13 protein-coding genes are annotated in these 18,498 nt (G+C 66.7%); 7 read left to right on the plus strand and 6 right to left on the minus strand.

All coding sequences use genetic code 11. The features are described from left to right. Nucleotides 1–9: 9 nt before the first annotated feature. Both BLW44_RS08300 and BLW44_RS08305 read left to right on the plus strand, forming a co-directional pair. Nucleotides 10–1,476 (plus strand): gamma-aminobutyraldehyde dehydrogenase, encoded by a 1,467-nt coding sequence (locus BLW44_RS08300; protein WP_060927372.1) that lies wholly within the window; start codon nt 10–12, stop codon nt 1,474–1,476. A 48-nt stretch (nt 1,477–1,524) separates the two neighbouring features. Further along, entirely contained in the window at nt 1,525–3,423 is a 1,899-nt protein-coding gene (locus BLW44_RS08305) for a CocE/NonD family hydrolase (RefSeq protein WP_060927373.1), read from the plus strand. Here BLW44_RS08305 and BLW44_RS08310 read toward each other — a convergent pair whose 3' ends face one another. Continuing rightward, nucleotides 3,424–4,362, minus strand: a complete 939-nt coding sequence (locus BLW44_RS08310) for a LysR family transcriptional regulator (RefSeq protein WP_074731705.1) — start codon at nt 4,360–4,362, stop codon at nt 3,424–3,426. A gap of 118 nt (nt 4,363–4,480) precedes the next feature. On the opposite strand from BLW44_RS08310, the gene BLW44_RS08315 reads away from it, so the two are divergent. The 5 genes from BLW44_RS08315 (at nt 4,481) to BLW44_RS08335 (ending at nt 10,808) form a co-directional block, all read left to right on the plus strand. Continuing rightward, on the plus strand, nt 4,481–5,431 hold the full coding sequence (locus BLW44_RS08315) for a glycosylasparaginase (protein WP_082724556.1): 951 nt from the start codon (nt 4,481–4,483) through the stop codon (nt 5,429–5,431). Then, nucleotides 5,428–6,390: an ABC transporter permease gene (locus BLW44_RS08320; protein ID WP_060927375.1), complete on the plus strand. Its 963-nt coding sequence runs from the start codon at nt 5,428–5,430 to the stop codon at nt 6,388–6,390. The genes BLW44_RS08315 and BLW44_RS08320 overlap by 4 nt, the downstream gene beginning before the upstream one ends. Next, nucleotides 6,387–7,250, plus strand: coding sequence for an ABC transporter permease (locus BLW44_RS08325; RefSeq protein WP_060927376.1), 864 nt, complete (start codon nt 6,387–6,389; stop codon nt 7,248–7,250). The genes BLW44_RS08320 and BLW44_RS08325 overlap by 4 nt, the downstream gene beginning before the upstream one ends. After that, entirely contained in the window at nt 7,247–9,091 is a 1,845-nt protein-coding gene (locus BLW44_RS08330; protein WP_060927377.1) for a dipeptide ABC transporter ATP-binding protein, read from the plus strand. Before BLW44_RS08325 ends, BLW44_RS08330 begins: the two co-directional genes overlap by 4 nt. Nucleotides 9,092–9,230: 139 nt before the next feature. Further along, complete coding sequence (locus tag BLW44_RS08335; protein WP_060927378.1) at nt 9,231–10,808, plus strand: ABC transporter substrate-binding protein; 1,578 nt, start codon at nt 9,231–9,233, stop codon at nt 10,806–10,808. Nucleotides 10,809–10,888: 80 nt separating this feature from the next. On the opposite strand, the gene BLW44_RS08340 is transcribed toward BLW44_RS08335, so the two are convergent. The 5 genes from BLW44_RS08340 to BLW44_RS08360 form a co-directional block, all read right to left on the minus strand. Then, nucleotides 10,889–11,716, minus strand: a complete 828-nt coding sequence (locus BLW44_RS08340; protein WP_060927379.1) for an alpha/beta fold hydrolase — start codon at nt 11,714–11,716, stop codon at nt 10,889–10,891. Nucleotides 11,717–12,637: 921 nt separating this feature from the next. Next, on the minus strand, nt 12,638–13,183 hold the full coding sequence (locus BLW44_RS08345) for a hypothetical protein (protein ID WP_060927380.1): 546 nt from the start codon (nt 13,181–13,183) through the stop codon (nt 12,638–12,640). 282 nt (nt 13,184–13,465) lie between these two features. Beyond that, entirely contained in the window at nt 13,466–13,951 is a 486-nt protein-coding gene (locus BLW44_RS08350; RefSeq protein ID WP_074731708.1) for a GNAT family N-acetyltransferase, read from the minus strand. Then, entirely contained in the window at nt 13,948–17,289 is a 3,342-nt protein-coding gene (locus BLW44_RS08355; RefSeq protein ID WP_060927382.1) for an ATP-binding protein, read from the minus strand. The genes BLW44_RS08350 and BLW44_RS08355 overlap by 4 nt, the downstream gene beginning before the upstream one ends. Continuing rightward, complete coding sequence (locus BLW44_RS08360) at nt 17,274–18,482, minus strand: FAD-dependent monooxygenase (RefSeq protein ID WP_060927383.1); 1,209 nt, start codon at nt 18,480–18,482, stop codon at nt 17,274–17,276. The genes BLW44_RS08355 and BLW44_RS08360 overlap by 16 nt, the downstream gene beginning before the upstream one ends. Nucleotides 18,483–18,498 lie beyond the last annotated feature (16 nt).

Genomic DNA, 18,498 nt, shown 5'->3' on the forward strand with positions numbered 1-18,498 from the left:
GGAGGCGACATGCAGCATTTCATCGACGGTGTGCGATGCGACGGGTCGGGCGATGCCGTGTTCACGGTGTCGGATCCATCAACCGGTCGACCCATCACCGATTATCGGATCGCGGGCGAGGCCGACGTCGAGCGTGCGATGAAGTCAGCTCGCAGGGCCGGTCGCGAATGGGGATCGAGTACCCCTGCCGAACGCGCCTCGGTGATGCTCGCCGCCGCGCGGCTGCTGGGTGAACGTTCCGCGGATTTCGCGCAGATCGAGAGCCGCAATGCCGGTAAGCCGATCCGGCTCGCCCGAGAGTTCGATGTGCCGGGGACGATCGACAACATCGACTTCTTCGCCGGCGCCGCCCGCCAGCTCGAGGGCAGGGCCGCCGAGGAATACGCGTCCGGGACGATGTCGTTCGTGCGGCGGGAGCCTGTCGGCGTCGTCGGGTCGATCTCGCCGTGGAACTACCCCTTGCAGATGGCCGCGTGGAAGATCCTTCCGGCGATCGCTGCGGGCAACGCGATCGTGCTCAAGCCGTCCGAGCTCACGCCCCTCACGAGCGTGCTCTTCGCCGAGCTCCTGACGGAGGCCGGGGTCCCTGCCGGGGGCGTGAACGTCGTGAGTGGCCCTGGGCCGGTGACAGGCGCAGCCCTGCTGCGCAGCGAGTACACCGACATGCTGTCCTTCACCGGGTCGACTGCCGTCGGGCGTCTCGTGCAGCAGGCGGCCGTGGCACGTGCCACCCGCGTGCACCTCGAGCTGGGGGGCAAAGCGCCGCTGGTGGTGTTCGGCGACGCCGACGTGCAGGCCGCCGTCCACGGTGCAGTTGCCGGGAGCTTGATCAACTCCGGTCAGGACTGCACCGCGGCGACTCGCGCGATCGTCCACCGGTCCGTGTACGAGGAGTTCATCACCGGGGTGGCCGACCTGTACTCCTCGGTCGTGCTCGGTCCGACCGATGATCCGAACACAGATCTCGGTCCGCTCATCAGTCACGCCCACCGGGACCGCGTTCATGGATACGTGGAGAGGGCGCGAGGCTCACGGCGGGTGTTCGGCGGCGAGGTTCCGCCGGGGGACGGGGCCTACCTACGCCCTGCCCTGATCGCTGACGTGCGGCCGGACGACGAGGTCTTCCGCGAGGAGATCTTCGGGCCCGTCCTCACCGTCACGCCGTTCGATGATGAGTCGGAGGCGATCGCGCTCGCGAACGACACCGTGTACGGCCTCGCCGCATCCGCATGGACGCGAGACGTCGCGCGCGCCATGCGGATGGCACGGAGCATCCGGGCCGGTTGCGTCTGGATCAACGACCACATCACCATCACCAGCGAGATGCCCCACGGCGGGATGAAGCAGTCCGGTTTCGGCAAGGACATGTCGACGTACTCGCTCGAGGACTACACCGCCCTCAAGCATGTGGCGATCGACACCACCGGCGAGGCGCGCCGCGCCTGGCACAGAACCGTGTTCGCGCTGCGTCCGTGATCGACCGAGCCGTGCGCACGCGAGGATGGAGACGAAAGGATGGTTCGCATGTCGCTGAATGACGCTTACTGGGAGGCGAGGCTCCCCGAGCCCCTGTACACCGATTTCGAGGTGGAGAAGGAGATCTTCGTCCCGATGAGGGACGGCGTGCATCTCTCCACTGACGTCTACCTCCCCCGTGGATCGAGGGGACCTCTCGCGACGATCCTGATCAAGACGCCGTACGACAAGGATGTCGGCGAAGGCGCCGTGCGCACCAAGTGGGTCGACTACTTCGCTCAGCAGGGCTACGCGGTGGTGGTGCAGAACGAGAGGGGATTGCACCTGTCTGAAGGTCGCTTCGAGAACTATCTGCACGGCGCGAGCACTGATGGCTCCGACACGGTGGACTGGATCGTGAGCCGTCCCTGGTCGAACGGTCGTGTGGGCACGATCGGATGCTCCAGTTCAGGCGAGCACCAGTGGCCGATGGCTGCCGGCAACAATCCCGCCCACGCCGCGATGGTCCCAGGCGCCTCCGGCACGGCTGTAGGGAATGTGCCAGGCAATCGAACGCGCGGCGCTTTCTACCGCGGTGGCATCCCCATGCTCGCCAACTGGGTGCTCTGGTACGGACGCCATGTCCCCTCTGAGAGGCCCATTCTTCCCCCGGAGTCGACCCCCGAACAGCGGCAGCGCATCCGCACCTACTTCGCGATGTCGCTGCGGCGCGGATGGCGCCCTGACACCCCCGAGAGGCTGAGGCATCTGCCGACCAAGGACGTCCTGCGGGCGGCCGGCGGACCTCGCACTCCGTTCGACGACTACATCACGCGCACCCCGGCGGACCCTCGATGGGATGAGGTCGAGTTCATCACCGACAGCGATCGCCCGCGGGTGCCGGCGCTGCACATCAACAGCTGGCATGACCTCGCCGCCGGCGAGACCGCACGCCTGTTCGCCTACCTGCAGAGCGTCGACACGCCGGATCAGTACCTGATCATGGGCGGAGGGCCGCACTGCTCGATCTGGCAGGAGCTACCCTTCGAGATCACCAAGACCAGGGCGAAGGAGATGTTCGCCGGGATGACGACCACCGAGATGGAGGCCACCCCCGCCCCGGACATGCGCGACTTCACCTTCGGTGACCTCGAGCTCGGTGACGTGCGGTACCGCGGTGTCGACCACGGGTATCCCAAGCTGTATCTGGCGTGGTTCGACAAGTGGCTGCGGGGCCGAGACAACGGGGTGACGGACATGCCGCGCGTGCAGCTCTTCGTCATGAACCAAGGCTGGATCTCGAGCGATGCGTGGCCGCATCCGAACGTCGTGCCCACCACTTTCCATCTGGTGGACGATGCCCAGGCCTGGCTCCGCAACGAGGCGGGGGCGCTATCGACCACCCCGCCGATCGGGGAGTTCTCCGACAGTTACGTCTACGACCCGCTCAACCCCACGCCCACGCTGGGCGACGAACTCGGATTCCATGCGGCCAAGGACCAGCGGCCGATCTCCATGCGGCGCGACGTGCTCGTCTACAGCACCGCGCCATTGGAGAAGGCGATGACGGTGGTGGGCCCGATCGAGGTGACGTTGCATGTGTCGACGTCGGCCGAGGACACCGACTTCATCGTGCGTCTGATCGACGTGCATCCTGATGGCCGGGCGATCAATCTCGCCCACGACGGGCTCCGCCTCCGCTACCGGGACGGCTTCGACGCACCGCGCCTCGCCGCGCAGGATGAGGTGTATCGGATCACACTGCCCGACATGGTCACCGGCAATCGGTTCCTGGAAGGTCATCGTATCCGGCTCGAGATCTCCTCGAGCAGCTTCCCCGCTTATGAGCGCAATCTCAATACGGGCGGGTCGAACTTCGACGAGACCGACGCCGTCGTCGCGCACAACACCATCCACTACGGGGCTGTGCGCGGGTCCAGCATCACGCTGCCGGTGCTGCCGGACTGATCACTCCTCCTCAGGGTCTGCGGTGGTCCCTCGCCGGATCGGGGTGGCAACAGCTCGCATGTGCCGCACGACGAGTCGTACGAGCTCACGCGTGGCGGGAGACAGACGCACGCCACGGCGCGTGATGATGGCGAACGTGTCGTACATCGGTGGATCGAAGGAGCAGCTAGACAGTCCCTCCGGAAAACCGGGCGACCGTGTCACTGCCCGCGGGACGTAGGTGTTCGCGACTCCGCCCTCGGCCAGCTGCACGGCGGTGTCGAGGTGTTCGACCTCGAAGTGCGGTTCGAGTCGGATGCCCTCAGCTTGGGCGCGCTCGGCGAACTGGCGTCGAGTCGGGTCGTGCTCGCCGTACTGTGCCTCGTACAGGACGAACGGCGAGGCGACGACCCGCGAGATCGGGATGGGGGATCGGGTGAGGGTGGGGTCGGCGCTGACGTAGAGCACCTCGTCGAGCGAGATCGGTTCGACATCCACACCGTCGTCGTCGATCGGAAGCACGACCAGGGCGGCCTCCACATCGCCCGCGCGAACGGCATCGGCGACCTCGGAGGAGTTTCTCCCTTTGAGGCGGAGCCGTACGGCTGGATGGGCCGCCGCGAAATCGCGAACCAACTCGGCGAATCCGTAGTGAGCCGGCGCGCCGAAGGATCCGAATGTCACCGTCCCACCCAGCAGCTGACGCATCCCGGCGACGCTGTTCTGAGCCTCTTCTGCGGCGGCGACCACGCGACGAGCGTGAATGAGGAATTCCTCTCCGGCCGAGGTGAGCCGGACGCCCCGCCCGAGGCGGACGAAGAGGTCGACCTCGAGGAATCGTTCGAGCTGACGGATCTGCTCTGCGACGGCAGGCTGAGTGACGAGCATCCGTGTGGCGACGGCGGTGAACGAGCCCAGTTCGGCTGCGCCGAGGAAGTACAGCAACTGTCGTAGAGTCAAAACTCCTCCTTGGGTTTCAACAAGGAAAACAAAGCTATCATCGATATCACGCGTTGTGCCAGACTCGCCACATCGGATGAGGCCAGACCGGTCGCGCTCGGGTTGGAGGAGTAGTCGAATGTCACAGGAAGCAGTGGTTGCCGGAAGCCACAACGCCGAGATCGGTCTTCCCGCCGCATGGGAGATCCTGAGCGCCGGGGGCCGGGCGGTCGACGCCGTGGAAGCGGCCGTCCGTATGGTGGAGGACAACGAGGCCGACCACTCCGTCGGATACGCCGGGTACCCCAATCTCCTCGGTGACGTGCAGCTCGATGCGGCGATCATGGACGGTGCCAATCGCCGGGTCGGCGCCGTCGGTGCGCTCGAGGGGTACCGGCACCCGATCTCTGTCGCTCGCGAGGTGATGGATCGACTGCCTCACAACCTCCTGGTCGGCGCGGGCGCTGCCCGATTCGCAGAAGAGATCGGGATGATGCCCGAGGAACTTCTCACCGACGAGACGCGCCGCATCTGGCAGGACGGCATCGACGGCCGTCTGCCCGGCAAGCTCGAGCTCTTCCGAGGCCCTCTGGCACAGCTGACTGCGCTCGCCGCCGACCCGGAGCACGTCCAGGGTACGGTGAACGTCGTCGCACGAGACAAGCACGGAGATCTCGCAACCGCGGTCAGCACGAGCGGCTGGGCGTGGAAGTATCCCGGCCGCGTCGGGGACTCGCCGGTGGTCGGCGCCGGCATCTACGCCGACAACCGTTACGGTGCGGCCGGATGCACCGGACTCGGGGAGATCTCGATTCGTGGCGGTCTGGTGCGAGACATGATCTCTCGCCTCGCAGCGGGACGATCGCTCATCGACGCGGGAACGAGCGCGATCCAGGATCTGCTGCCCATCGCTCTCGAGTTCCCTCAGTCCGCCGTCATGAACATGATCGCGATCACCCGCGATGGAGAGGTCGCCTCCTTCACGACCAGCGACGAGCTGGCCTGGGTGCACATGCGCGATGGCGATGGCACCCCTGTCCGTGAGCAGAGCGTGCACGTCGACTGGCCCGGCGTCGAGCTGCGCCGATGAGGGCTCTGCCTGTCCTGGGCTTCATCGGCCGACGTCTGCTGGCGCTCGCCGCGCTGCTGTTCGTCGTCTCGTTCATCGTCTTCTCGCTGGTGTACCTCGCTCCGGGGTCAGCCATCGACGTGCTGCTGGGAGATCAACCCCGTACCCCCGAGACCGTCGCGCTGCTGGAGGCGAAGTACCACCTTGATCAGCCGTTCCTGGTGCAGTTCTGGTACTGGCTGCAGGGAGCGGTGCACCTCGATTTCGGAGAGTCGATCCGATCGACTCTGCCCGTGGCCGACGAGATCTTCGCCAGGCTCCCCGTCACGGTGTTCCTCGCTGTCTACGCCTTCCTGCTCGAGCTCGTGATCGGCCTGACAGTCGGTGTCCTTGCCGCCTATCGTCAGCGGTCCATGCTCGACCGCGGGCTCGTCTCGCTGACGGTGGTGGGGCTCAGCACGCCCGCCTTCGTGAGTGGCGTGGTGGTCCTGTACATCTTCGCCGTCGCTCTCGGACTGTTCCCCGCCTTCGGCGCAGGGGAGGGATTCCTGGATCGGCTGTGGCACCTGACGCTCCCGGCTGTCGCACTCGCCATCGTGGGCTCGGCGTTCATAGTGAAGAACACGCGTGCCGCCGTCATCGCCGTCCTGGACGAGGATTTCGTCACGTTCGCCCGGGCACGAGGGATGGGAAGTGCTCATGTGCTGTTTCGTTACGTGCTCCGCAACGCACTCATACCGATCCTGGGCATCAGTGCGATGCTGCTGTCGCACCTGCTCGTGGGCGCGGTGTTCGTCGAGGTCACCTTCTCGATATCCGGCATCGGCGACCTGATCGTGTCGGCTGCGAACTCGCAGGATCTGCCGATGATCCAGGGCGTGACCCTGTTCGTGGCCATCATCGTCATGGGGTTCAACCTGTTGGCGGACCTCGCGTACATCGCGGTCGATCCGCGCGTCCAGAGGAGGGTGCTCGCATGAGCGTCTCGCTTTCCGCCGCCATGACCGCGCGGATCGAGCGTCCCCGCCGGCGAGCCAACTGGATTGTCGCGCTCAGCTGGGGCGTCGTCGCCGTGATCACCCTGCTCGCGCTGTTCGGAAACATCCTGGCTCCGATCGATCCGTACGCCCAGGACCTCGCCACCGGACCGGCGGGACCGTCGTTCGCGCACCCGCTGGGGACCGACGCGCTCGGACGGGACGTGCTCTCACGCGTCATCGCGGGCACGAGCAGCGCCGTCGTCGGTCCGCTCGTGGTCGCTGTGGGCGCGGCGATCATCGGGAATGCGCTCGGGCTTCTCGCCGGTTACCGGGGCGGGCGCATCGACTCGGCGATCATGCGCTGGGTCGACCTCATGTTCTCGCTCCCGAGCATCCTCGTCATCATCGTCTTCGCCGGCACATTCGGTGGAGGGTACTGGACTTCGGTGCTGTTGCTGACGATCATGTCCGCACCCGCGGACGCACGCATCATCCGAGGAGCGACGCTCGAACAGGCACCGCGACCTTACGTCGAGGCCGCTCGCTCGATCGGCGTCTCGGACTCCCGCATCATGTTCACTCACATCTGGCCGAATGTCGCGCCCATCACCATCGCGAATCTGAGTCTCTCCTTCGCCGGATCGCTGGTCGCGCTGGCGGGTCTCTCGTTCCTCGGTCTCGGCGTCGCCGCAGGGACGGCGGACTGGGGACTCATGGTGAGCGAGAGTCGGAACCTTCTTTTCGTCAATCCCGTCGCCGTCCTGGCACCCGCAGTGCTCATCGTCGCGGCGGCGACAGCCGTGAGCGTGGTGGGCGACTGGCTGCACGAGCGTCTTTCCACCCGAGGAGCAGGACGATGAACACGACCATGGGCCTGAAGGTCTCCGACCTGCGGATCGTCGGCGGACCGGAGATCGGCGATCGGCTGATCGTCGACGATGCGGAGCTCGAGGTCGCGCCGGGGGAATCGGTAGCGATCGTCGGAGAGTCCGGCAGCGGCAAATCGATGACCGTGAAGGCCCTCGTCGGTCTCCTTCCTCGCGGCATCCGCGCCGAGGGGTCCGCGGTCTTCGAAGGGACGGAGCTGCTGTCGCTCACCGAGCGGGGCTGGCGCAACGTCCGCGGTCAGCGCGTGGGGATGATCATGCAGAATCCGTTCACGATGCTGAACCCCGTGTTCCGCTGCGGCCGGATCATCGAGGAGTCGCTACGTCCTGACGAGCGTCGACGGATGTCGCGCGCAGAGCGGCGCGCGGAGGTCGCCCGCCGCCTCGCCGAGGTCGGGATCTTCGACGAGAGCGTCGCCGACCGATACCCGTTCCAACTGTCGGGCGGGATGCGGCAGCGAGTCGCGATCGCCGCGGCGCTCGCTCGGGAGCCCGATCTGCTGATCGCCGACGAGCCGTCCACCGCTCTCGATGTCACGACGCAGAGAGAGATCCTCGCCCTCATCAAGAGGTTGCAGGTCACGCGCGGCATGGGGCTGATCCTCATCACACACGACCTGCGTATCGCCTTCTCGATGTGCGACCGCGTGAAGGTGATGTACGCGGGGGTGGTGGTGGAGGCCTCGTCGGCCGCAAGCCTCGAAGCGGAGCCGCTGCACCCGTATACACAGGGTCTGCTGCTCTCTGAGCCGCCGGCGGATCGCCGCGTGGCGGAGCTGGTCGCCATTCCCGGCTCAGTACCGGCGGCGGCCGACGTCGCTCATGTCTGCCCGTTCTCGACGCGTTGCGCCTGGGTCACCGACGACTGCCGAGCTCGACGCCCGGCGCTCCGGACGGTAGAGGCCGGTCGAGAGACGCGCTGCGTGCGCATCGAGGAGATCCGCGGCGAGATGCGGGAGGTCCGGGCCGCTGCGGAGTCGGAGGCGGTCGCTGTCGTGCCGCGTACGTTCGAGGCTCCGCTCGTCCGAGTGTCGGAGGCGCGGAAGGAGTTCCGCAGCGGTCGCGAGCCGGTGGTCGCGCTGGATTCGGTCTCGATCGAGCTCGGCGCAGGCGAAGGTGTGGGGCTCGTGGGGGAGTCGGGTTCGGGAAAGACCACTCTCGGCCGAGCCGTCGCGGGTCTCGAACCGCTGAGCTCAGGCACGGTGGAGATCGGCGGGGTGGACGCATCCGACTGGGCCCGTCTCAGCCGTCGGGATCGCATGCGCCTGCGCGGCACCGTTCAGATGATCTTCCAGGACGCATATTCGTCGCTGAACCCCACGCGCACGATCGGTTCGACGCTCGCCGAGGCCGTCAGCATCCACGACCCGTCAGCGCGCGACATGACCGGACGCGTGCGTGAGCTGCTGCATTCGGTGGGACTGGACGAGGCCTACGCCCAACGTAAGCCGGCTGCGCTCTCCGGAGGGCAACACCAGAGGGTGGCCATCGCTCGAGCGCTCGCCGTGCGGCCGCAGCTGCTCATCTGCGATGAACCTGTGGCGGCGCTCGATGTCTCGGTCCAGGCCCAGGTGCTCAATCTGTTCTCGAGAATCCGCGACGAGCAGGGCATCGGCTACCTCTTCATCACGCACGATCTGTCGATCGTGCGCCAGGTGGTCGACCGTCTGTACGTGATGCGCCGGGGGGCCGTCGTGGAGTCCGGTGATGTCGAAGCCGTGCTCGGGGCGCCCCGGCACCCGTATACGAAGACCCTCATGGAGTCGGTGCCGCGCCCTTCGGCGACATGGCTCGACGCCGCACTCAGCTCATAGCACAGGAACGGTCTGGGTTGCGAGCCAGAAGTTCTGCTTTTGGTTTTTCAAAGCAGCTCCGGCTACCTCCCCCTCAACGGTCGTGAGACCGTTGCTCAACCAAGCACTCAGGCACTCACAGACCAAAAGGTGGAAAGCAATGAAGCGTACTCGACCCCGATTCCGCGCCCCGCTCATCGCGGGGCTGCTGTCGGTCGCCCTCCTCGCCGGCGGCTGCGCCGGCACCGAGCCCTCGGCGCAGGCGCCCGCCGCGCATCTGCGAGTGGGAGCAGTCAACCTCGACGTCTCCAACATCGACCCGGCGCGCGGGATGGCACTTCAGGTGAACGCCTACATGCAGGAGTTCCTCATGAAGCTCTCTCCGACGGGCGAGGTGGAGCCGAACCTCGCCGAGTCGGTGGAACAGCCCGACGACCTCACCTACGTCTACACGCTGCGCGACGATGTCACCTTCTCCAACGGCGATCCTCTGACCGCAGAAGACGTGGTCGTGTCGCTCGACTACGAGCGCGACCCCGAGTTTCCAGAATCCTGGCGCTACACGGCGATCGCCGACATCGAGGCCACGGACGACCGCACGGTGCAGATCACACTGAACGCCCCTACCGCGAGTTTCCAGTACGTACTCGCGATGAACGGCTACATCTTCAATGCCGCGCATCAGCAGGAAAGCGGCGCGGACTTCGGCAAGCCCGGCATCGGCGTCATCGGCACCGGCCCGTACGTCATCGACGAACTCGACGCCACCAACGGCGTGGTGAAGTTCGGCGCGAACGAAGACTACTGGGGTGGCGAGCCGGAGATCGACACCGTCACGTTGACGTCTTTCGCGGACGAGAACAGCGCAGCGCTCGCGTTCCGCACCTCGGCGCTCGACCTCGTCTTCCCCACCGACGTGCGATCGTTCGAGACCGCCGCGGGGACCGACGTGACGAGCGTGCCCGGAACGCGACAGGGTCTGTTCGTGATGAACAACACCGTCGCCCCCTGGGATGACGTGCATGTGCGCCGCGCGGTCGCCTACGCGATCAACAAGGAGGACATCGTCAACGTCTTGGGAGGCACGGCGGTGCCGGACTTCACCATCATCCCGCCGACCCAGCTGCTCTCGATCGCCTCGCAGGAGGAGGTCGACGCGCTCATGGACTCGCTGCCCGCGTACGAGTTCGACCTCGACAAGGCACAGCAGGAGCTCTCGCAGTCGGCGTACCCCGACGGCTTCACCGCGGAGCTCAAGACGGCGAGCCTCGGCGGCTTCCCGGAGACATCTCAGGCCATCGCCGGGCAGCTGGCGGAGATCGGCATCGATCTCACTGTCTCGGTGATGTCGGAGGCCGAGTACCGCAGCAGCTTCTCGCAGCCGCACACGGACATGCCGCTCTGGTACACGCCCTTCAACAACAACACTCCCGACCCCGGCGGCATGCCGCGGCTGGCGCTCGACAGTGCGGCCACGTCGGTCGGGCAGAACAACTTCGCCGACTACGTCAACCCTGAGGTGGATGCACTGATCAAGGCGGCCGACGCGACGACCGACCCTCAAGAGCGCTTCGCGGCGTACTCCGACCTGCTGCAGATCGTCGCCGAGGACATGCCCTACGTCCCGCTCTATGCCGGTCACATCAACGTCGCCCTGTCAGACGGGTTCGAGTGGCCGGACTTCAACGCATACTCAGTGGGCCACACGCCGTTCATCACGCAGATCTCGCCGAAGTAGGACGCAGAACCGGATGCCGATCGGCCGTGTGTCGATCGGCATCCGTGTGTCCGGGCCGCGCCGGGCGGGGTCCGCTTGCCCTACAGCTCGTGCGCGAAAGCGGCGATCTCCTGCGCGGTTCGGCGAGGGCTCTCCTGCGGAATCGAGTGACGCGCGTCATCGATCACGACGGATCTCCCGCCGGGCGTCAGATGTGCGATGCGCTCGCATTCAGCGATGAGGAGCTCGCGGTCTGCATCGCCGTGCGCATCGCGACTTCCGGCGAGGTACCGGATCGGCACGGGGCACGGTGAAGCCTCGAGATTCTCGAGAAGGGGGCGAGCGGACTCCAGGTCCACCGCCTCGCGTCGAGCCGTTCGCACGTTGCCCTCGGTCAGGAAGTCCGCCGTCGCGACATCGAGCTCTTCCGCGCTCATTCCCCGTGCCCATCTCGCTCGCTGTTCGTTCAGCAGAGACGCGCGCTCCCCGCCCAGTACCCGACGTTCGAGCTCTTCATACATCGCCTGAACGCCTGACACCTGTCCATCGGCGATGACCGCCGACACCGTGGGGTCGATGAGCATGACGCCGCGCACGCGGTGGGGTGAGCGCTGCGCGACCAGACGCACGACCTGTCCTCCCCAGCTGTGGCCGGCGAGGACGACCGGCTCGTCGGCGACGGTCGCGTCGAGGACGGCTTCGAGATCATCGGCCAGGGCGAGCAGTGTACGAGGGGCCTGTGCAGGAGTGCTGTCGCCGTGACCGGCGCGGTCGTAGGCGATCGTGTGGCATGTCAGAGCGAGGAGACGCTGCACCGCTACCCAGGTCGCTGCAGGGTTCCCGAGCCCGGCTTCGAGCACCACCGGCGGTCCGGTGACACCTCCGCGGACGCCGCTGATCGCGCGCCCGTCAGGCAGACTGACAGACATCCTCTCGAGCGCGCTTGCCGGGTGCAGGATGGCGTTTCCTTTCGTCGACGACGGGGAGAGGTATGCCGGTCATCGGCGCCGCTCCTTCCGGCTCTCTCGAGTGTCCCAGTCGATGCGCCCGGCAGGTAGTGACCGTTTCCTTGATCGGGGCCAGGCGCAACCACTGCGTACGACGCGCAGCTCGCTCCGCACGGCCCTAAAACCAAGAAAACCCGCGATCTCTCGCGGGTTTCGTTGTGGACCTGAGGGGACTCGAACCCCTGACCCCCTGGGTGTGGTTTGAGTATCCCGTCAGGTCCCGAAGGCGCCCGGATATGCCCGGAATCAGTAGATCCTCTCCCATAGATGAACCGCAGCCGCGGAACTCATTAGCGGTGAATGCGGGCAGTACCCGCGGTCGACAGATCGAGCACGGCGCGCGGATTGATCCTGCCGCATGGTGTCGGGTGCTGTCAGCGAGCCGCTCAGGCCGTCAACGCTTGGAACACGGAGGAGCCGCCTAGGTAAGACCTAGGCGGCTCCCTGAGTCACTCCGATGTCGTAGTCGTACGTCACACCGCGTCGGAGCTTCTTCCCGAACTCCTCGCGCATGCGTCTCCTGAACGAGATCCAGCGGGAATTCTCGTACAGGACATCGAAGTAGAGACTGGTCGTCCGCCGATTCAGACTATCGTCTCGATCTGCTCAGCTGGGAGCACGCGCCTTCGCCGATTGCCCGTCTTCGTAGAAGTGTTCCGCATCGACACCGGCAAGCGCGCGACGCCGACTCGCTTTTTCTTATTCGACTAGGTTCGAGCCGGGTGAACCGCCCAGGCGTTCGCCGATGCTCTCGATGGTATGACCCCGTTGCCGCGATGACACGCACCGCCTCACCCCGCGGGAGTATCTCAGGCGCTGTGACGAGATGGTCGCCGCAGTCGCCTAGGCCACCGCGAGAACGGTGAGGTGAGGCTCGATGCTCTCTGCGAGCAGCTCCGTGCGCTCGGGCTTCTGGCCCTCTCGCAGCACCTGAAGTCCCATCCGCGCAGTCTCGCGCCCTTCGGAAATCATGCCGCGCTCGAGTAAGGTCACCGCGATGTTGTGTGCGAGTCCGGCGTTCAGTGCTGAGATACGCGGGGAGGATTGCTGACCCAGAAAGAGGTCCGGCATCACGTCCAGGTGACTGAACGCCTCGTCAGTCAACGCCCCGACCAGGGCCAGACCCCGCTCTGCGAAACTCAAGTCTCCCGGCGCCGCGAGGTGCTGCTGCACGTCGTCATACATGGTGCCCGTCATCCGAATGAGGTCACACACGAGGCGGTCGTGCGCCTGGATGTCGGCAGGCGAACTTTGCGCTTCAGAGCGGCGGATGTCGACCCAACGAATGAGGTCGGGCGCGATCAGAGCGCCGAACTGTGGCGGGCGGTGTCGCAGCAGGAAGAACTTCGTGTGAGTGCTATCAACGACGACCGGTCCACGGGTCTGCATGGCACGACAGTACCGCTCGCTGGGAGACGCCGGAGCTGTTTCGGGCACAAAAATCCCTCTGCTGGGGGATAGAGCGGCGATGAAGTACTTCGCCTGGGGCATTGTGACCGTGTCTCTCGCCGCACGCCGACGGTGCGGCCCGGCTCCCTCACTGCTGTCGCCCGGCACCTGTGCGCGAGGACCCAATACGCGCTCCTGAGCCGGATGCCGACAATGTGCGTTCCAGTAGGTCAACCGGGCTGCTGCCGACCTGTCGTTGGAGGAGACCGCCTTGAGCCTTGCTCACATACTGACGGGCTGCCACTGATAGAGGATGTCCGGCTCGCTCTCCTCGTTGTCACCAGGCGTCCGCCGTACTTCGACGAAGCCGTGCTTTGTGTAGAAGGACCGTGCTCGGCTGTTCCGTTGAAAGGTCCACAGCGTGAGTGGCCCTCGTGCCTCGTGCTGAGCGATGCGCACCAGTTGTGATCCGACGCCTCGGTTTTGCTCGCCCGGCGCGACGTACAACTGGTCCAACCATCCGGGACTTGTCGCGAGTACTGCGATGATTCGCGTGGGGTCGCGGTGATCGCAAGCGAGTCGCACCGTGTGCTGCGGCAACAGAACATCGACGATCCATTGCTCGTCCTCCGCCACCGAGTGGGGGACGGCCAACCAGGGCATTGCATCTGCTTTGGCCGATCTGATCACATCTGCAATGCGGGCTGCATCGTGAAGTTGGCCACCTCGGATAATCGGCGTATGTGCGCCGCTCGAAGGGGTGTTCATTCCTCAGATCCTCTCTTAGCGGTAGTGAGGGGCCAGGTTGGGGTCTTCCCCAGCGCACCCCGGACCCGGTCGGCAATCTCGGTGGCGCGCGCGCGGTGCGCGGCAGCGACGTCGGCATGACCCAAACGGTCGGCTAGACGCGCGAGCAGTTCATCGCGGGGTCCGAGGATTGCGACGCCGGTGCCCGCCATGAGGAGAGGTGAGCGGGAACGAGATAGCGTCTCGTACGCGTCTGTCAGCAAGGGGGTTCCGAGATACACGGCCACCTCCGCCGCTTGGGCGATCTCGAACTCTGTCGACCAGGTGCGGGCACGCGGGACCGCCCGCAGATTCCACCTGTTTTGCATCGCTCGCGCTTCTGAGATCCTGTCCGTCTCGGCGAGAGCAAGGACCGCCGTCCAACGCAGTGCGCGGTGTGCATCCACGGAGGCTGTGGCGGTCAAGGCATCGGCGATATCGGTGACGCGGCCTTCGACGCGCGCGAGCATGTATCGCTGGATCCAGGCCACCCACTCGCCGCCCCACATGCTGGTGCGACGCATCGTCGCCGCTGTGCGCTCCATCAGCACCTGCGCCTCGTGCAGTTGCCCCGCCTGGAGCGCTGCCCCTCCGAGCTGGGCAGAGTGCTGCGCGCTGTATTCGGCTCGCCCCGCCCGGGGAAGCAGATCATGAGCCCGCTCGATGTCGACGCTCCACGCGTCGACATCGCCGACCAACAGATGGATGCTCGCTCGATGCAATCGAGCTACGATCTCGCCCGGAACCCCGCCCTCAAGATCGGACGACGTTAGCCAGGCATCCAGAACTTCTCTTCGCCGATCCTCGCTGTCCGGGCGCCAGTGCGCGAAGACGAGTGCGCTGTATGCCCGCGAGCGAAGAACAGGATCACGGAGGCGCTCCGAGGCCTCGACAGCCTTGCCCGCGAGCACAACCGCCTCACTCCGCTGCGGTTCCTCCGCGTAGTACAACTCCATCGCGAGCGCGACGGACAGCTCTGTCCGCTCGGATTCGCTAAGGTCCGGATCGTTGCGGAGGAGGCTGCTGAGCAGAGCGATGGACTCCTGGTCGACCTCGCCATACTGACGCCAGTTCCATAGAGTCACGTCGCCGAGAAGGCTGAGGATCCTGATGACGAGCCGGCGATCGCCCAATCTGTTGGTGGCACGGAGAGCCTGACGCAGCGCGCTTGCCGCGCCGATCACATCCCCCGCGGCGCGGCGCTCCTCGGTGAGGAGTAGAAGGGTCTCTGCCCGACGGGAGCGCTCGGCATCGCCGCCCGGGATCGATGCGAGCGCGCGCTCACGGAAGGAGGCGGCGACGTCGAACGCCAGACCAGTGCGTGCGCGATCGGCAGCAGCGGTGCAGGCGATGAAGGCCTCCTCGTCTGCGCTCCCCGACGCCGCGCGGAACCGGTGATAGGCGAGTGCTTCGAGAACCGGATGGGGGTCGCTCGCGAAGATGCGTTCAATCGCATCGGCGATTCGCGCGTGCGTCTCGGTGATCGTCGCGCGGCGTTGCGTAGCGAGCACAGCGTCGCGTCCGAGGCTGTGGGCGAAGGCATAGCCGTCCCCCTCCAGGCGCAGCAGTCCCGCGGCGCAGAGCGCATCGGCAGCCCTCACGATGTGCAGTGTCGGCACGCCAAGGACTTCGCCGAGCAGCGTGAGGTCGAGCGTGGACCCCGCGACGGCAGCGGTGTCGAGTACGGCGCAGACGTCAGAGGGCAGGGCGTCGCGCCGCGCCTGGATGAGTTCGGTGATGCTGGCGGGCAGTACGTCGTGCACGTTCGCCTGAAGGAGCTCCGTGAGGAAGAAGGCATTACCGCCGGTGCGTTCGCGCAACCGCTCCGCCGCTCCGTCCGAGGGGAGGGAACCGGAAGGGGAATCCTCTTCGATCCGCCTTCGGATCTCGTCGACGGTGAACTCTGTCACCGGGAGGCGCCGCACCGTGTGCTCCCGGGCGAGGGAGGCCAGAGCCGCTCCAGCGGGCGGCCGGTGTCCGTCCGGTTGCCGGACGGTCAGCACGACGACGACGGCTGCGGATCTCAGTGCCGAGGCGAGGTGTCCGATAGCGTGCAGCGTCGGCGCGTCCGCCCAGTGGACGTCATCGAAGACCACGCAGAGCGGTCTCTCGCGGGCCGCGGTCAGCACGCGCGCAACGATCTCATCGGATTGGCGGAACAGCGTCTCATCGGGTTCGTTCCCTTGTGCCAGGGCGCGGATGGCGGCGAGATCTGCGGCGCCGGTCGCGTCAGCGGCGCCGGGAAGAGCGCCGAGCACACGCTGCCAGGGCCACAGCGGCGGTGCACCCGTGCTCTCGACGGTGCGCGTCCACGCGGTTATGAAACCCGATGTGTCGGCGCGCTCGACGGTGATTTCGGCGAGGAAGGTCTTCCCCGCCCCGGCCGCACCCTCCAGCAGGAGCATCGAGCCCCGCCCCCCACGGGCGCGATCGAGGGCGGCGTCGATCTCGTCGAGCTGTGAGTCCCGCCCGATGATCCCCCGCGCGCGCGGCTGCCGTTCGGCCGTGACACCGGCTTTCGGCGTCTCCCGGGAATCACCCATTCGTAGCAGTTCCGCGTGCAGGGCGCGCAGGCCGCCGCTCGGGTCGGTCCCCAGCTGCTCCGCGAGAGCCTGCCGGAAGGCTTCGTACGCCGCCAGCGCCTTTGCGACGTTCCCCGCGTCGCGTTCCGCCTCCATCCACAACGCCAGGTAGTCCTCGCTCAACGGGTCTACCTGGGTGAGGGTGAGAGCGAGCTCGGCGGCCTGTCGTGCATGTCCGGAGCGCAGCAGCACACGGGCGCGAACGTAGGCGAGGCGATCGTGTACGGTGAGCAGGCGCGCCGATTCGCTCACCAGGTCGGGGCTTCGCGCAGCCCCCTGGAAGGGCTCACCCGTCCAAAGTTCTCGCGCGGTCTCGATCTCGCGGTGTGCGCGCTGCAGGTCATCGGCGTCGAATGCGGCCTCGGCTCGAGCGACGGCGCGGGCGAAGGCGATCGCATCGACGGCGGATTCGTCGACCTCGAGGCAGTAGCCCGGCGGCCGTGTGCTGACGCGGATGCCGACCTGCGCGAGCTGCTGTCGCAGACGAGAGACGTACACATATAGCGCTGCGACACCCGACTGGGGGAGTTCGTCCTCCCAGAGCTGTGCCATAAGCCGGTCGGCGGAGACGACGCGACCAGGCTCCACCGCCAGGAGGGCGAGGAGGGTCGCAACTCGCCCGGTCTGCGGGATTACCGGCGGAGCGCCCACCGCGTCGACCCGGAGGCTTCCCAGCACGCGGATGGGCACGTCACCCGCGGCGGCCATGGGGAGGTCGCGAGTCAGCGAGCGGGCCATCGCGATCCGTCGCCGATGCGCGGCGCGACCTCCGTGGCTGGCGGTGCCCACTGCTGTACGGCCGTGGCCTGGCGGCCGAGAGCCGACGCGGGCGTCAGCCGGAGTACGGCGTTGCGTACACCGACGCCGAGCCGACCCTTCACATGTGCGAGAGCCCCGACGCCGCGCGCGCGGCGCGCGATGGGCTGGGTGCGAGCGCGACGAAGTCGGTCGTACTCCGAGAGCGCATGGTCGACTGTGCCGGGATCGGGTGCGGAATCAGCGGCGAGGGGTGCGAGTAGAGCCGCGAGAGTGGCGGCATCCTCCATCGCTTGGTTGGCTCCCTGGCCGAGATCGGGCGTCATCGCGTGCGCGGCGTCACCAAGCAGAACGACTCCGCCGCGGTGGAAGGTCGGGAGGGGCTTTGCAAGATCGTTGATCGGATGGCGGAAGACGGCCGCGGGATCAGTAGCGTCGAGCAGTGCGGGGATCGGGTCGTGCCAATGCTCGAAGAGTCGGCGGACAGCCGCGAACTCGTCAGGTATCCGGTCATCGGCGGGCATCGACGCCACACCGAACCAGTACACGCGTCCGTCGCGGAGCGGCGCCATGCCGAAACGCAGCCCGGTGCCCCAGGTCTCTCCGGCCGCGCCGAGGAGATCCACGGGGCGGCTCGTGACACCGCGCCAGCTGGAGTAGCCGGAGTATCGGAGCCCGGGATCGGCGGGCCACGATCGCCGCACCGCGCTGTTGATGCCGTCCGCCGCGACCACCAGGTCGGCCTCGACGGAGGCGACGTCTCCGCCCTCGAGCTCGACGCGCGGGGTGCCTTCGGCACCTGCGGTGGTCGCGCTGATCCCCAGCTGCAGGGTTCCGGGGTTAAGGGCGTCGACGAGGACTCGATGCAGGTCTGCGCGGTGAACCACGCGCAATCCGTTGACTGCTTCGGGCGGGATGGTCGCCAGCCACGTGCCGTCCGGCTTCCGCTGTCCGGCCCGTAGGTGCGCCGCGCTGTCGGCGGTGATTGAGGCGAATGGGTCGCCTAGGCCAAGAGCGCGGAGTGCGGTGGAGCCGTTCGGGAAGATTGACAGGCCCGACCCGATCGGCGAGAGGATCGGGGCTCTCTCATACACCGTGACATGTGCTCCCGCGCGTTGCAATCCGATGGCGGTGCAGAGACCGCCAATGCCGGCTCCGATTACGGCGACTCGCATGATGAGCTCCAAATCA

It is taken from the genome of Microbacterium hydrocarbonoxydans (genome assembly GCF_900105205.1).
Taxonomy (GTDB): Bacteria; Actinomycetota; Actinomycetes; order Actinomycetales; family Microbacteriaceae; genus Microbacterium; species Microbacterium hydrocarbonoxydans.